Source organism: Hoeflea sp. Naph1 (assembly GCF_046837775.1).
Lineage (GTDB): Bacteria > Pseudomonadota > Alphaproteobacteria > Rhizobiales > Rhizobiaceae > Hoeflea.
Genome location: NZ_CP177286.1, coordinates 178,454 through 192,931, shown reverse-complemented (window position 1 = coordinate 192,931; position 14,478 = coordinate 178,454). Strand labels below are relative to the sequence as shown.

Below are 14,478 nucleotides of genomic sequence, written 5' to 3'. Positions count from 1 at the left end.
GCATGGCACCGCCAATTCTCAAACTTGATGATATCTGCCTGTCGTTCGGCGGCGACCCGCTGCTTGATGGTGTCCAGTTGCAGCTCGAGCCGGGCGAACGAATCTGCCTTGTCGGGCGTAACGGCTCGGGCAAGTCGACGTTGCTCAAGATTGCCGCGGGGCAGGTTGAGCCGCAATCGGGCGAGATCTTCCGGCATCCGTCGGCAACCATCCGCTATCTGCCGCAGGCGCCGGATTTCGAAGGCTTTGCGACGGTTCAGACCTATGCCGAAGCGGGTCTGGGACCCAATGACGATGTGCACCGGGTCAATTATTTGCTCGAACATCTGGGTCTTGATGGCGACGCCGATCCGCAGACATTGTCGGGCGGTGAAGCGCGACGGGCGGCACTTGCACGGGTGCTGGCGCCGGAGCCGGATATCCTGCTTCTGGATGAACCGACCAACCATCTCGACCTGCCGACGATCGAATGGCTGGAAGAGGAATTGTTGCGCAGCCGCAGCGCAATGCTGGTGATTTCGCATGACCGGCGGTTTCTCGAGCGCGTCAGCCGGGCAACGGTCTGGCTCGACCGGGGACGATCGCTGAGGCTTGACCGCGGGTTCGAGCATTTCGAAGCTTGGCGCGATTCCGTGCTTGAAAACGAAGAGCTCGAACAGCACAAGCTCGGACGGCAGATCGAGCGTGAAGAACACTGGTTGCGCTATGGCGTGACCGCGCGACGCAAGCGCAACATGCGGCGGCTGTCCGACCTCAAGACCATGCGGGCCGAGCATCGCGGCCACAAGGGTCCGCAAGGCCGGATCAATGCGCAGGTTGCTGAGGGCCGCGATTCGGGCAAGCTGGTAATCGAGGCGGAAAATATATCCAAGAGTTATGGCGGAGCGCCGGTGGTGCGCGATTTCTCGATGCGGATCAACCGCGGCGACTGCATCGGTATTGTTGGTCCGAACGGCGCGGGCAAGACAACCTTGCTGAAGATGCTGATCGGGGAACTCAAGACCGATACCGGTTTTGTGCGGCACGGCTCAAAGCTCGACATCGCCGTGCTCGACCAGCGCCGCGAAGTACTCAATCCGGAAGAGACGCTGGCGCATTATCTCACCGACGGGCGCGGCGATAATCTTCTGGTCAATGGCGAAGCCAAGCATGTTACCGGTTACATGAAGGATTTCCTGTTCCAGCCGGAGCAGGCGCGCACGCCGATCCGCAATCTGTCGGGCGGCGAAAAGGCCCGGCTGGTGCTGGCGCGGATTCTGGCGCGCCCATCAAACCTGCTGATCCTCGATGAGCCGACCAACGACCTCGACATGGAAACGCTGGATCTGTTGCAGGAGGTGGTTTCGTCCTATCCCGGCACCGTGATCCTGGTCAGCCATGATCGTGATTTTCTCGACCGAACGGTGACGTCGACGCTGGCGCCGGCCGACCAGGCCAATCCGGACGGACGCTGGATCGCCTATGCCGGTGGTTACACCGACATGCTGACCCAGCGCGGCGAGGAAGCGCGCGAGAAAAAGGCAAAACAGGCTCAGGAAGCGGGCCGCACGTCCGCTGGTTCAAAGCCCGCCGCGCCTGCGCGCGAAAATGCGCGCAAGCTATCCTACAAGCAGAAATTCGCGCTTGAATCATTGCCCGGCAAGATCGCCGCCGGGCAAGAAAAACTTGCAAAAATCGAGGCCGAAATGGCCGATCCGGCGCTGTTTGCCAAGGACCCCGACGGCTTTGCCGCCCGCGCCAAGGCGCACCTGGCGCTGAAAGCCGAGATCGAGGCGCTGGAAGGCGAATGGATGGAACTTGAAATGCTGCGCGAGGAAATCGAGGGTTGAAAAGCGGGCGGCCTATTTTGCCTCTTCCACCGACGCAACCACGAATGTGTGCAGCTCATCTTCACCGTGATCGCGGATCGACACATACTCGCCCGGTTTGAAGACGTGGTTGGAGAACCGAAAACCGGTTTCATCGTCGTCATCTCTGTCGGGTTCATAGTCGATAATCCAGCCACCTTTGGGATGGTGAACAAGATAGCCGAGTTCGGACCGTTCGCCGTCCCAGAAGCGGGTGACGGTGGCTGATGACGGCGATTTCTCCCAAGCTGCCTGATCAAGATGGCCTTCTGCGTCGAGCGGGGCATGAATGTCGTAGCCCCGGCGCGGATTGCCCTCGGGGAATTCCTTGTTGCGGGCCATGGTCAGGTGGATGTGGTAGAGCGTCATATTGGTCTCCAGTCGATTGACTTTTCCGGGTAGGGTCCATCGTGTGCCGACCGCGATCGATCCGCATTGATCTGGCGCAAGTTATGCTAGCGGGTTGCGCCTAGCGCTGGTTATGGTGTTGAAAGTGGCATGAAACGAGGCCGCAATTGAGGCGGCGCAGGAGAGCGTATGAAGTTTGAAGGTACAGCGGCCTATGTGGCTGAAAAGGATCTTACCGTTGCGGTCAATGCGGCGATCCGCCTGGAGCGGCCGCTTCTGGTCAAGGGTGAGCCGGGCACCGGCAAGACCGAATTGGCTTACCAGGTAGCGCAATCTCTCGGCCTCGATCTGATTGAATGGTCGGTAAAGTCGACCACCAAGGCGCAGCAGGGGCTTTACGAGTATGACGCGGTCAGCCGCTTGCGTGACAGCCAACTCGGGGATGAGCGGGTCAACGATGTTGCCAACTACATTCGTCGCGGCAAATTGTGGGATGCGTTTGCGGCAGACAAGAAGACGGTGCTGCTGATCGACGAGATCGACAAGGCGGATATCGAGTTCCCGAACGACCTGCTGCAGGAACTCGACCGGATGGAGTTCTTTGTCTACGAGACCGGCGAGACGATCCGCGCCCGGCAGCGTCCGATCGTCATCATCACTTCCAACAATGAAAAAGAACTTCCCGACGCATTTCTGCGGCGCTGCTTTTTCCACTATATCCGGTTTCCGGAAATGGAAACGCTGCAGCGCATCGTCGATGTCCACTATCCGGGCATCAAGCAGACGCTGGTGCGCGAGGCGCTGACCCAGTTCTATGCGATCCGTGAAACCAGCGGATTGAAAAAGAAGCCCTCCACATCCGAGGCATTGGATTGGATCCGGTTGCTGGTCGCCGATGATGTGGAGCCCGAAACTCTGCGCGGCGAAGCTAGAAATGCACTGCCGAAACTGCACGGTGCGCTGCTCAAGAACGAGCAGGATGTGCATTTGTTCGAGCGGCTGGCGTTTCTGGCGCGGCAGCGGGGAAAATAGGCTTTCCGCAATTTTTCTTGAGTCAGGTAATCAAATAGCGACGTTTCGCTGCCACCATGTCCGGGAAGCAAAACCGCGAAAGGTCAGCCGTTGCCCTATGCCGACGTGTCATATCAATGGCTTGGACCTGGAATATTTGTTTCCATGGCCGCGGCATTTCTGTTTTTGTTCCTGCATGACCGCAAGCGGATAGCTGCCTTGCACTTTTCCGGAGCGTTTTTTTGCGCCACCGTGGGATATACGCAGATCCTGCTGATTGACGGAGACCTGAGGCGGGCCAGTGTTCTGGTGACGATGCTGACGGCCTTTGGTAGCTATGTCTTGTTGCTGAAGGGAATTTCGCGGCTGCACAACCGTCCGTTTCCGCTGCTGCCATTCCTGCTGGCATGCGCGGTTGCCGTCGGCTTTTTTGTAGCGTCCAAATCCGATTCGGCTGTGTTGGGGCTAAGGATTGCGGGCATTTACGGGTTCATGGTGGTTGTTGACATCATGTGCGGGGCTATTGCCTGGCGCAATGCGGCCCATCATGTCGACAGGGTCATCGCCGTGATTTTCCTGTTCCAGGCGGCTGTTATCAGTCTGCTCGTCGGCCAATTGCATATGCCCGGGGCGGAAAATCTGGATATGGCAACGTTTGGATCCTCGCATTTCGCCATTACCATGCGAACCGCCAATGCGTTTTTCGGTATCGCGCTGGGGATCGGTTTGTTTGTCCGGTTTGGCGTGATCGAGGTCGAGCGACTGACGCGTCTGGCAGGCACTGATCCGCTGACCGGGCTTCTCAACCGGCGGGCTTTTGAAACCGCAGCCCAAACGCTCAGATCGGTTTCAGCGCCACTGCCGACCGGTCTGATTGTCTGCGATATCGATCACTTCAAGCGCATCAATGATAACTACGGGCACGAAGTGGGCGACCGGACGCTCAAGGCTTTTGCCAAATTGCTGGTCAAGGAAGTGCCTGAAACGGCAATCTGCACACGGCTTGGCGGTGAGGAATTCTGCGTGTTGCTGGCTGGGTCGACTGCCGAAATGACCCAGTTGGTTGCCAGCCGATTGCGTGTTGCAATCGAGCAGATGTGGCTCGGTACGGAGAACGGTCAGGTGACGCTGACGGCAAGTTTTGGCTGGTGCGGACTGGCGCCGACGGATGATTTGCACGCGGCGATGGCCGATGCGGATGCCGCCGTGTACCTGGCCAAGAATGATGGCCGCAATCTGGTGCGCATGGCCGGGTGACAGCGGTGATAGAATGACAGCTGCGCTTGTTCTTGACCCGCCCCGGGGAAGCCGCTAATTTTTACGTCGTGGTGATTTGGCCGGCCGGCTTGCAGCCACGTAAAACAACTCGCTAAATGGCCGACGGGACACACTCCCTCCGGACCGGCAGCGTATTCCCGCAAGCCGGTTTTTTGTTGGAGGTCAGTGCGTCATGCCGATCCGAATTCCCGATGGTCTTCCCGCCCGCGAAGTGCTGGTCAAGGAAGGCGTGCAAATTCTGGATGAATCGATTGCCGTCAGGCAGGACATTCGCCCGTTGCATATCGGGCTGCTGAACCTGATGCCCAACAAGATCGCCACCGAAACGCAGATCGCCCGGCTGGTCGGTGCGTCGCCGCTGCAGGTCGAACTGACGTTGGTGCGGATCGGCTCGCATGCCGCCAAGAACACCTCGGAAGATCATCTGATCAATTTCTATCACACCTGGGAAGAGGTGAAGCACCGCAAGTTTGACGGCTTCATCATTACCGGTGCGCCGATCGAGACGCTGCCATTCGACGACGTGACCTATTGGGACGAACTTACGGAAATTCTGGACTGGACGACAACCCATGTGCATTCAAGTTTCTTTGTTTGCTGGGGGGCTATGGCGGCGGCCTGGCATTTCCATCGGGTGCCCAAGCGGGCGCTCAAGCAAAAGGCGTTCGGCGTCTATCGGCACCGCAACCTCAATCCTGCCTCACCCTATCTGATGGGGTTTTCCGATGATTTCCAGGTGTCTGTCTCGCGCTGGACCGAGGTTTTGCGCGAGGATTTGACGCCGGACTTCGAAGTGCTGATGGAAAGCGACCAGACCGGGCTTTGCCTGTTGCACGAGGCGTTCGCCAACCGGCTCTATATCTTCAATCACATCGAGTATGATTCCGGCACTCTGGCGGAGGAGTACTTCCGCGACGTCAAGGCAGGAACGCCGGTGGCGCCACCGCATAATTATTTCCCGGATGACGATCCCAGCAAGAAGCCGCAAAATCGCTGGCGCAGCCATGCGTTCCTGCTGTTCGGCAACTGGATCAACCAAGTTTACCAGACCACGCCTTTCAATATGGAAGATATCGGCGAAGATCGTTCGCTGGCGCAGGCGGGGGAGTGAATTGATGACAGAGAAGCTGGAAATCCGACCGATTGCCGCTGACGACGCCGTGGCATGGCGCGCCCTGTGGACGGCCTATCTCGAGTTTTACGAATCAAGCGTGCCCGACGAGGTCTACCAGACCACATTTTCACGGCTTGTTTCGGATCATGCGGCGGGGGACGCTTCATTTTACGAACCACGTGGATTGTTGGCGCTGCTCGATGGAAAGCCGGTCGGCCTGGTGCATTATTTCTATCACCGTCATTGCTGGCGTATCGAGCAGGTCTGTTACCTCCAGGATCTGTTTGCGGCGCCGGACGTGCGCGGCACGGGCGTCGGACGGGCGCTGATCGAGGCGGTCTATGGGCAGGCAGATGCGGACGGGTGCCCCAATGTCTACTGGATGACCCAGGAATTCAACGCGCAGGCGCGCAAGCTTTATGACCGGGTCGCCACGCTGACGCCGTTTGTCAAGTACAGCCGGTAACGATGAGCCGTCATGGCTGCGTCAGAGGAAGCCGGCCATGGCCGTTGTCGAGTTCCTTCCCTCATCTGGCTTGATGCCTGCAGATATGAGAGACTGCGGGCAAGCTGTTCCTTCAATGATGACCCGTTGATGGGGCGCTTTTACGGTGGATTGCGTCGGGAGCGATGGACATGGCCGTGCGCGAAGACAGGACATTTGAAAAAGTCGTCATCGGCTTGATAGCCATCGCCGGTGTGCTGTTTGCTTATGGCTGGGCCACGCGGGACGATCCGGCGGAAAAACCCTACCTCAAGATCGCCGGTGGCGGGTTTGTCTACAATTATCGGGTTGCCGAAGTGTTTTACGGCTTTACCGCCTACGTGATGAAGCCACTGCCGATCGGATCTTGGCTGATTGCCGAGTTCGAGGATCCCGGTGGCGGGCCGCCGATGAGTGTCGAAACGCGGCTGCATGCCCGCAGCGTTCGCTACGGGGTTCGTTCGCCTAGCATTCGCGGTGTCATGGCAGGCAAGCCCTATCATGTCTCGATCCGGCTCTATAACCGCACCCGCACCAAGTTGTTGTGGGCGGGTGAGAAGGATTTTGTCAGCCAACTCGATGACACGGTGGTGCCCGACAAGCCGCTCGTCATCGGCCCCGGCTATCACCCGAATCCGGAATTGGGTGGCAGCTGATTTGTGCGTCTAAAGGCTCTAAAGCGGTTGGCATTCAGCACTCGATGCGGTTAATGTCGCGCCCATGTTCCTGCCATTTTTTCTAGAACTCAAAGCCGCCAAGATCCCGGTTTCGTTGCGCGAGTACCTCACGCTGGTCGAGGCACTGGAGACCGGGCTGGCGCGTTTCGACGTCGAGGAGTTCTACTATCTGGCGCGCGCCAGCCTGGTGAAGGACGAGCGTCACATTGATCGTTTCGACCAGGTGTTCTCGCATTATTTCCGTGGTGTGGAAGCCGTTTCAGCCGAGGCCGGGATTGATGCCCGCAATCTGCCGGAGGAATGGCTGCGGCGGATGGCGGAAAAGCATCTGAGCGATGATGAAAAGAAGCTGATCGACTCGCTTGGCGGTTTCGACAAGCTGATGGAAACTCTCAAGCAGAGACTTGAAGAACAACAGAAGCGGCATCAGGGCGGTTCGAAATGGATCGGCACCGCCGGTACTTCGCCGTTCGGCGCCTATGGCTATAATCCCGAAGGTGTGCGTATCGGCCAGCACGAAAGCCGGCATCGGCGGGCGGTCAAGGTCTGGGACGAGCGCGAGTTCCGGAATCTCGACGACACGGTGGAACTGGGCACCCGCAACATCAAGGTGGCGCTGAGACGATTAAGACGCTGGGTGCGCGAAGGGGCCGCCGACGAGTTCGACCTGCCCGGCACGATCCAGGCGACCGCCGAGCATGGCTGGCTTGATGTCAAGACCCGGCCCGAACGGCGCAACGCGATCAAGCTTTTGATGTTTTTCGATGTCGGCGGGTCGATGGACGACCACATCAAGGTGGTGGAGGAGCTGTTTTCCGCCGCCAAGTCGGAATTCCGGCACATGCAGTATTTCTACTTTCACAATTGCCTATATGAGGGCGTGTGGCGCGACAACCAGCGGCGCCGGCAGGAACTGCTGTCAACCGAGGAACTGCTGCGCACCTACGGACCCGATTACCGTGTGATCTTTGTCGGCGATGCGGCGATGAGCCCTTACGAGATCGTCACCGCAGGCGGCTCCGTCGAGCATTGGAACGAGGAACCGGGACAGGTCTGGCTGGGGCGGGTCCTTGACCATTTCCACAAGGTCGCCTGGCTCAATCCGGTGCCGGAAGCACATTGGGGCTACACCCATTCCACAGCGTTGATCAGGCAGTTGTTCTCCGACCGGATGTTTCCGATGACGCTTTCGGGCCTGGAGACGGCGACAAGACAGCTGACGCGTTGATGACGACCGCGCCTCCTACGGGGTGGTGCTTGCGCGCCGGAGCGTTTCGGACCATGCCCTATTTCTCAAGAATTCCGATCCAGCTGATGGGAGATGCACCATGGTGGTAGAAGCCTTTGGACAAATGCAGAGTGGCGAAACCGTGCATCGGGTGACGCTTGAAGGCGGCGGTCTGACGGCGAAAATCATGACCTGGGGGGCGACGTTGCAGGATCTCAGGCTTGAGAGCCATGCTGCGCCGCTGACGCTGGGGTTTCCGGATTTTGCCAGTTACCCGGCGCATTCGCCCTATTTCGGGCAGACACCGGGGCGGCACGCCAACCGCATCGCCGACGGGCGGTTTTCGCTTGATGGTGTGGCCTATCAGCTTGAGTGCAACGAGAGTGGCATCAATCATTTGCACGGCGGCAGTGCCGGCACCGGCACCCGATTGTGGACGCTTGACAGCCATGGGTCGGATTTCGCGGTGTTGTCGATTGTCGATCCCGACGGCCAGTGCGGTTATCCCGGCACAATGAAGATCGAGGCGCGGTATGAGCTCAGACCCGGCGGCTGTATGGCGATCACCTATACCAGCGTGACCGACCGTCCGACGCTCGCCAACATCGCCCATCACAGCTATTTCAATCTTGATGGATCTGCCGATATTCTCGACCACGAGATGATGATCGCCGCCGATCATTACCTGCCGGTCGATGCCACCCAGATTCCAACCGGCGAGATCGCCCCGGTAGAGGGCACCGAATTCGATTTTCGGGAGATGCGGCCGATCCGCCGCGAGAATGCTGCCGGGCAGGTGGAATATGACCATAATTTCTGCGTGGCTGACGTGCGCGGCCCGGTGCAGACCATCGCGCTGACGCGGTCGATGCGCTCGGGCGTTGCCATGGAGCTGCGTTCGACCGAAGCCGGCGTGCAGTTCTACACCGGTTTCAAGATCAACCCGTCGGTCCCGGGTCTTTCGGGCAATCCCTATCATCCGCACGCCGGTTTCTGCCTGGAAACACAAAGCTGGCCCGATAGTCCCAACCATTCGGGCTTTGCCGGTGCGGTTTTGCGGCCCGGGGAAAAATGCGTTCAGCACACCGAGCATGTGTTCATGCGCGACTGAATCTCCGCACCTGCAGAAACGATACCGTCTTGATAAAGGCGGTGGCTCGGGCGCGGACAGTTCTTCCAGCACCCATTAAGAGGGCCGCGTTCTCACCGGCGGATGCGAGTGTTCGGCAAAGCTGCGGTTATTCCGGGCGATGCGGCATCTGGATTCAGTCGAGCAGCAACCGGTTGACGACGCGCGGTATACCGCCGGGCGTGGCTGCCGGGGCGATGATCACTGCTTCGCCGACGCGCGGCATGGTTCCGGAAATGGCCCGGATCAGTTCCGGATGGGTAACCATGAGCTGGTTGCCCGCGCCATAAAATTCTTCTACCGCGGTGATCAGTTCAGCAGGAATGTCATTGGGATCGGCGCCACCGACGATGGAATTGAGATAGGCTTTGGTTTCGACCCGCGACTTGCCAAAACCCAGTTGCGCGGTCTGCAGCGCGCGGCAGAATTCGCCGGAATAGACCGCATCAACGGAGACCGCGCGGGCAGCAAAGCGCATCCCGATGCGGCGGGCTTCCTGGATGCCGCGATCGGTCAGGCTTTTGCGCTTGTCGCAATCGCCGATATCCGGACGCAACGGTTCACCCCCGGGCGTGCGCGCAAAACCGAGCAGGATCGTGTAGCCACCCTGGTTGAGACGTGCCCAGGCAGCTTCGGTGGCGGAGCCTTTGGTGATGGGGGCAATGGCAGTAAGCGCCAAGGCGAGAATAACGGCCAAGGGCCAACGTCTTGCAAACAGGTTCATTCCAGCAATCTAGTGTTTTTGGGCGGTGATGTAAGGGGGTATCGTCATGTCCGGTGTAACTGTGACAATTGGCGTGATGCTGCGGGGTGACCGAGGTTTGATGTTGCCGTGCCGAAACGCCGGCGATCAAGATCTCCGCCAATCACTTTACGGTCAGAACTATGCGTGGGCATGGCGAATTTAATTCATCGGGATTCTTGCGCGCGAGACGACGATCGACGAGGCCGGTGTAGCTGATCGAGTTGATTATGAGCACCTGCAATGGCCACAATACAGCTGCCGAATCGCTCCGGCATCGTGAATTCTCGATGACAAAGCTCTATCGTTCGGCATAATTATCCGACGTTCAATGCAGAGAGTTGTCATGGCAGACATCGTTATCACCGAATTCATGGATGAGGCGGCGGTCGCCCGTCTCGCTCATGCCCACGATACGCTTTATGAGCCCGACCTGGTTGATGACCTGGCGGCGCTGCACGATCATTTGGCTTCGGCGCGGGTGCTGATCGTGCGCAACCGCACCCAGGTGAATGAAACGCTGTTGAGCATGGGGCCGCGGCTGAAGGTTGTCGGCAGGCTCGGCGTCGGGCTCGACAATATCGACGTGATGGCCTGCAAGGCGCGCTCGATCAGGGTGATTCCGGCCACCGGCGCCAACAATATTTCCGTGGCTGAATATGTGATCACTGCGGCGCTGATGCTGTTGCGCGGCGCCTGGCTGCGCTCCTCCGAGGTGGCCGATGGGCACTGGCCCCGGCAAGCGATGATGGGGCGCGAACTGGCGGCCAAGACCATGGCGCTGGTGGGCTTTGGCGAGATTGCCCAGGAAGTGGCCTGGCGGGCGCATATGATGGGCATGCAGGTTGTTGCCTATGATCCCTATCTCGCCGCCGATCATCCTGGCTGGCAGATCGCCCGCAACGTATCGCTCGATGCGGCGCTGGAACTGGGCGACGTGGTGTCGCTGCATACGCCGCTGACGGAGGCGACGCGGAACATGATAAATGCAACTGCGCTGTCAGGCATGAAGCCGGATGCGGTGCTGATCAACGCGGCCCGCGGCGGTATTGTCGACGAGACCGCACTGGCCGAGGCGCTGGCCGCGGGGCGGCTCGGCGGGGCGGCGCTGGACGTGTTCGAGACCGAGCCGCTGAGCGCGGAAGCGGGGGCCAGGTTCAAGGGGCTCGCGAACACCATTCTCACCCCGCATATTGCCGGGGTGACTGGCGAATCCAACCAGCGCGTCAGCGAGCTGATTGCCGACAAGGTGCTCGAAGTACTTGGAGGCCGGGTATGAGCGCGACCATCACCATGCCCCGGAGGCGGTCAGAGATCTGATTGTCGGGGCGCGGCGCTGGCGGCCGCACGTTGTGGCGGCCACGCGGCTTCGACAACTGACGGGTGCCGCGCCTACCCTATGGCGTTGCCGATCAGTATAAGAGCCGGACCGCGACCAGCGTGATGGCCGGGAACATGGTCAGGATGGCCACGCGGATGACATCGGTGAGCACGAACGGAAACACTCCGCGATAGGTGGCTGACAGCGGTGTGTCCTTGGCCATCGAGTTGATGACGAACAAGTTCATGCCGACCGGTGGTGTTATCAATCCTACCTCGACGACGATCAGCACGATGATACCGAACCAGAGGGCGAATTCCTCCGGCGTCAGGCCGAAATCCAGCGCCGACATGATCGGGAAGAAGATCGGCACGGTGAGCAGGATCATCGAAAGTGAATCCATCACGCAGCCGAAAACGAGATAGAGCAGCAGCACACACACCATTACCAACCACGGATTGAAGCCCTGGGTCCCGACATAGGCGGCGGCGGTCTGCGGCAACTGGCTGAGCGCCAGAAAGGCATTGTAGACGCCGGCACCGAAGACGATCAGGAAGATCATGCCGGTGGCGCTTGCGGTGGTCAGGATCGAGAATTTCAGCGATGACCGGGTCAGCCCGCCATTCATCAGCGCGATGACCCCGGTGCCGAAGGCGCCGATTGCGGCGGCCTCGGTGGGGGTGAAGATGCCGCCATAGATGCCGCCGACGACGGCGATGAAGACGATAAGCACAGGCCACACGGCAAGCAGGCTCTGAAAGCGTTCGGGGTAGCTAGCGCGCTCGCGCTGTCCTGCCGAACCTGGCTTGAGCCGTACATAGATGGCAATGGCAATCATGTAGCCGATTGCGGCCATCACGCCCGGAATGAAGGCGGCGACAAACAACTTGGCGATGTTCTGCTCGGTGAGGATGGCGTAGATGACCAGGATCACCGAAGGCGGGATCAGAATGCCCAGCGTGCCGCCAGCGGCGAGCGCTCCGGTTGCCAGTTCGCCGGAATAGCCGTAGCGGCGAAGCTCGGGCAGGGCGACCTGGCCCATGGTCGCGGCGGTGGCCAGCGACGAGCCGCAGATTGCGCCAAAGCCGGCGCAGGCGCCGACGGCAGCCATGGCGACCCCGCCCTTTCGGTGCCCGAGCCAGGTTTCGGCAGCCTTGAACAGCGACTGGGACATGCCGCCGAGCGTGGCGAACTGACCCATTATCAAGAAAAGAGGAATAATCGACAGCGAATAACCGGAAAACGTGCCCCAGGTGAGGTTCTTCAACTGTGCGAAGATCATCAGAAACGAGCCGTTGATGAAATAGCTGCCGCCGATGCCGGTGATCAGCATGGCGAGGCCGATTGGGATGCGCAGAAAGATCAGCGCAAGCAGGACCGGAAACGACAGAAGCGCGATATCGATGTTGGTCAATGCATGATCTCCCCAAGGACCTGGTCGCGCCCTGTGGCAAGCGCCCGGATACTGAGGATCACGCACCAAAAACTGATCAACACGAAACCCAAAGCGCCGACTAGCCCGGATGCATAAGCCCACCAGAGCGGGTACTGGATGACGAAAGTGGTTTCGCCATAGGCAAACTTGTCGAGGGTGCCCTGCCAGTGCTTCCAGGCAAGCAGAATGGCGATTGCAAACATCAAGCAGTCAGCGACGAGATCGATCAACCGGTTGACGCGCCCGCCCAGGTGCATGGTCAGGATTTCCACCGACGCATGCTGACGGTTGATCTGGGTCCAGGGCAGAAAGGCGAATACCGCGAAGCCGGTGCCAAGTTCGACAAGTTCGAAATCGCCGCGGATCGGGCCAAGGCCGACGGTAAGCAGCGCCCGGCCGCTGACCGAGGCGACGGTGGAGAGAATGACCGCGATCAGCGCGATACCGCCAAGAATCGCCATCACCGAGGCGATCCATCGTATCAGCCGGTCGATCCGGTCAAACATCGGACCTGCCCGGCACGGTAAGGGCTGCGCGGTCGCCGGGAGAAATCAGTGGTGGACGAGAATTCAAGCTGTCGCGATCGAACCCTGCCAGCGCCTTGTAGCGGGCGGCGTATTCTTGCAGTTCGTCAGCACTGATAGCATCGGTAATGGTGTCAAACATGCCTTGGCATTTCTCCTCGACCACCTGCATGATCTGGTCTGGTCCATTGCCGCGATTGGCGACGACGATGCGGCTGGTGGCGGGGCGCCGCTGTTCTTCATAAGCGATGAGGGCGGTTTCCGACAGCCCTTGGGCGACCATGCTTTGGCCCAGCACCCGTGCGTCGAGAATGGCTTGGGATGCGCCGTTGGAGCCGATCGGATACATCGGGTGCGCGGCGTCGCCGATCAGGGTGGCGCGGCCCTGGCGCCACTTATCGAGCGGATCGCGGTCAACCATCGGATATTCGTAGATCGTCTCGGCGCTTCTGATCAACGCCGGAACATCGAGCCAGTCGAAACACCAAGCTTCGAAGGAGGGCAGGAAGTCGGCCAGCTTGCCGGGGCGGTTCCAGTCCTCCCGGTTCCATGCGGCGTCGGGTTTTTTCTTGAGTTCGGCCACCCAGTTGATCTCGGCGAGACCGGTGTCAGGGTCCGGTTCGGAGATCGGGTAGGTCACGAATTTCTGCCATTCGTGGCCGGCCATCGCCATCGAGGCGCCAGTCAGGAATGGTTTGGCCCGGCTGATGGCACGCCACAGCACGGCCCCGCCCCAGATCGGCGCGCCTTCGTCGGGGTTCATCTGCGCCCGGATCGCCGAATGGATGCCATCGGCGGCAATCAGCAAATGACCGCGTTCTATGCGGGTGTCGCCGCGGCGGTTTTTCAGGTGCAGCGCCACTTGCCCGCTATCCTGCGAAAAGCCGCTGGCCTTCCACCCGGTCTGAAGTGCGTCGGCGCCCACACGTTGCTGTACCGCGCGTGTGAGCATGAGTTGCAACTCGCCGCGGTGAACCGAGAATTGCGGCCAGTCATAGCCTGCTTCGAGGCCGCGGACTTCCGACCAGATCAGATGGCCATGCTTGGAAAAATAGGCGACCTCGCGGGTGCGGATGCCGATTGCCTCAAGCTCGGCGGTGAGCCCGAGGTCCATCAATTCACGGACCGCGTGAGGCTGAAGATTGATGCCGACGCCCATCGGGCGAATTTCAACGACCTGTTCGAACAGTCTGACGTTTACGCCGATCTGATGACAGGTCAGCGCGAAGGTCAGTCCGGCAATGCCGGCGCCGGCAACAAGAATGGTCATGAGCGAACTCACCGATTGGGTCGAGCGGAACCTGCCCAGAAGGGCAGGCTCCGTTGCGACTTTTTAAGTC

At 59.8% G+C, this 14,478-nt stretch carries 14 protein-coding genes and 1 riboswitch; of the genes, 9 read left to right on the top strand and 5 right to left on the bottom strand.

What is annotated here, in order from left to right; all coding sequences use genetic code 11:
* The first annotated feature begins 2 nt into the window (after positions 1-2).
* On the top strand, positions 3-1,829 hold the full coding sequence (locus ACK6D9_RS00945; RefSeq protein WP_412050288.1) for an ABC-F family ATP-binding cassette domain-containing protein: 1,827 nt from the start codon (positions 3-5) through the stop codon (positions 1,827-1,829).
* A 12-nt stretch (positions 1,830-1,841) separates the two neighbouring features.
* Here ACK6D9_RS00945 and ACK6D9_RS00940 read toward each other — a convergent pair whose 3' ends face one another.
* Entirely contained in the window at positions 1,842-2,216 is a 375-nt protein-coding gene (locus ACK6D9_RS00940) for a hypothetical protein (RefSeq protein WP_322990161.1), read from the bottom strand.
* 168 nt (positions 2,217-2,384) lie between these two features.
* On the opposite strand from ACK6D9_RS00940, the gene ACK6D9_RS00935 reads away from it, so the two are divergent.
* From ACK6D9_RS00935 to ACK6D9_RS00905, 7 genes are all read left to right on the top strand, one after another.
* A complete protein-coding gene (locus ACK6D9_RS00935; RefSeq protein WP_412050287.1) occupies positions 2,385-3,227 on the top strand; it encodes an AAA family ATPase in 843 nt (280 codons plus the stop codon).
* 144 nt (positions 3,228-3,371) lie between these two features.
* Entirely contained in the window at positions 3,372-4,463 is a 1,092-nt protein-coding gene (locus tag ACK6D9_RS00930) for a GGDEF domain-containing protein (RefSeq protein ID WP_322990159.1), read from the top strand.
* A 58-nt stretch (positions 4,464-4,521) separates the two neighbouring features.
* A riboswitch (SAM riboswitch) is annotated at positions 4,522-4,599 on the top strand.
* Between the two features lie 57 nt (positions 4,600-4,656).
* Positions 4,657-5,595: a homoserine O-succinyltransferase gene (locus ACK6D9_RS00925; RefSeq protein WP_412050286.1), complete on the top strand. Its 939-nt coding sequence runs from the start codon at positions 4,657-4,659 to the stop codon at positions 5,593-5,595.
* 4 nt (positions 5,596-5,599) lie between these two features.
* The gene (locus tag ACK6D9_RS00920) at positions 5,600-6,064 is read left to right on the top strand and encodes an N-acetyltransferase family protein (protein WP_412050285.1); all 465 of its coding nucleotides are present in this window, start codon (positions 5,600-5,602) and stop codon (positions 6,062-6,064) included.
* 170 nt (positions 6,065-6,234) lie between these two features.
* Positions 6,235-6,738 carry a hypothetical protein gene (locus ACK6D9_RS00915; RefSeq protein WP_412050284.1) on the top strand — a complete coding sequence of 168 codons (504 nt, stop codon included), beginning with the start codon at positions 6,235-6,237 and terminating at the stop codon, positions 6,736-6,738.
* 64 nt (positions 6,739-6,802) lie between these two features.
* Entirely contained in the window at positions 6,803-7,987 is a 1,185-nt protein-coding gene (locus tag ACK6D9_RS00910) for a vWA domain-containing protein (RefSeq protein ID WP_412050283.1), read from the top strand.
* A 100-nt stretch (positions 7,988-8,087) separates the two neighbouring features.
* A complete protein-coding gene (locus tag ACK6D9_RS00905; protein WP_412050282.1) occupies positions 8,088-9,098 on the top strand; it encodes an aldose epimerase family protein in 1,011 nt (336 codons plus the stop codon).
* A gap of 154 nt (positions 9,099-9,252) precedes the next feature.
* Here the strand turns inward: ACK6D9_RS00905 and ACK6D9_RS00900 are convergent, their stop codons facing one another.
* Positions 9,253-9,813, bottom strand: coding sequence for a histidine phosphatase family protein (locus ACK6D9_RS00900; RefSeq protein WP_412050281.1), 561 nt, complete (start codon positions 9,811-9,813; stop codon positions 9,253-9,255).
* Positions 9,814-10,204: 391 nt separating this feature from the next.
* Here ACK6D9_RS00900 and ACK6D9_RS00895 point away from each other — a divergent pair, with 391 nt between their 5' ends.
* On the top strand, positions 10,205-11,137 hold the full coding sequence (locus tag ACK6D9_RS00895; protein WP_412050280.1) for a hydroxyacid dehydrogenase: 933 nt from the start codon (positions 10,205-10,207) through the stop codon (positions 11,135-11,137).
* A 133-nt stretch (positions 11,138-11,270) separates the two neighbouring features.
* Here ACK6D9_RS00895 and ACK6D9_RS00890 read toward each other — a convergent pair whose 3' ends face one another.
* From ACK6D9_RS00890 to ACK6D9_RS00880, 3 genes are read right to left on the bottom strand one after another with little or no spacing between them, the layout of a single operon-like run.
* Positions 11,271-12,593 (bottom strand): TRAP transporter large permease, encoded by a 1,323-nt coding sequence (locus tag ACK6D9_RS00890; RefSeq protein ID WP_412050279.1) that lies wholly within the window; start codon positions 12,591-12,593, stop codon positions 11,271-11,273.
* A complete protein-coding gene (locus ACK6D9_RS00885) occupies positions 12,590-13,120 on the bottom strand; it encodes a TRAP transporter small permease (protein WP_322988500.1) in 531 nt (176 codons plus the stop codon). Before ACK6D9_RS00885 ends, ACK6D9_RS00890 begins: the two co-directional genes overlap by 4 nt.
* Positions 13,113-14,408, bottom strand: a complete 1,296-nt coding sequence (locus ACK6D9_RS00880; protein ID WP_412050278.1) for a flavin-dependent oxidoreductase — start codon at positions 14,406-14,408, stop codon at positions 13,113-13,115. The genes ACK6D9_RS00885 and ACK6D9_RS00880 overlap by 8 nt, the downstream gene beginning before the upstream one ends.
* Positions 14,409-14,478 lie beyond the last annotated feature (70 nt).

Coding starts and splice junctions, on each gene's coding strand:
- ACK6D9_RS00945 (WP_412050288.1), top strand. CDS start 3: ATGGCACCGCCAATTCTCAAACTTGATGATATCTGCCTGTCGTTCGGC.
- ACK6D9_RS00940 (WP_322990161.1), bottom strand. CDS start 2,216: ATGACGCTCTACCACATCCACCTGACCATGGCCCGCAACAAGGAATTC.
- ACK6D9_RS00935 (WP_412050287.1), top strand. CDS start 2,385: ATGAAGTTTGAAGGTACAGCGGCCTATGTGGCTGAAAAGGATCTTACC.
- ACK6D9_RS00930 (WP_322990159.1), top strand. CDS start 3,372: ATGGCCGCGGCATTTCTGTTTTTGTTCCTGCATGACCGCAAGCGGATA.
- ACK6D9_RS00925 (WP_412050286.1), top strand. CDS start 4,657: ATGCCGATCCGAATTCCCGATGGTCTTCCCGCCCGCGAAGTGCTGGTC.
- ACK6D9_RS00920 (WP_412050285.1), top strand. CDS start 5,600: ATGACAGAGAAGCTGGAAATCCGACCGATTGCCGCTGACGACGCCGTG.
- ACK6D9_RS00915 (WP_412050284.1), top strand. CDS start 6,235: ATGGCCGTGCGCGAAGACAGGACATTTGAAAAAGTCGTCATCGGCTTG.
- ACK6D9_RS00910 (WP_412050283.1), top strand. CDS start 6,803: ATGTTCCTGCCATTTTTTCTAGAACTCAAAGCCGCCAAGATCCCGGTT.
- ACK6D9_RS00905 (WP_412050282.1), top strand. CDS start 8,088: ATGGTGGTAGAAGCCTTTGGACAAATGCAGAGTGGCGAAACCGTGCAT.
- ACK6D9_RS00895 (WP_412050280.1), top strand. CDS start 10,205: ATGGCAGACATCGTTATCACCGAATTCATGGATGAGGCGGCGGTCGCC.
- ACK6D9_RS00885 (WP_322988500.1), bottom strand. CDS start 13,120: ATGTTTGACCGGATCGACCGGCTGATACGATGGATCGCCTCGGTGATG.
- ACK6D9_RS00880 (WP_412050278.1), bottom strand. CDS start 14,408: ATGACCATTCTTGTTGCCGGCGCCGGCATTGCCGGACTGACCTTCGCG.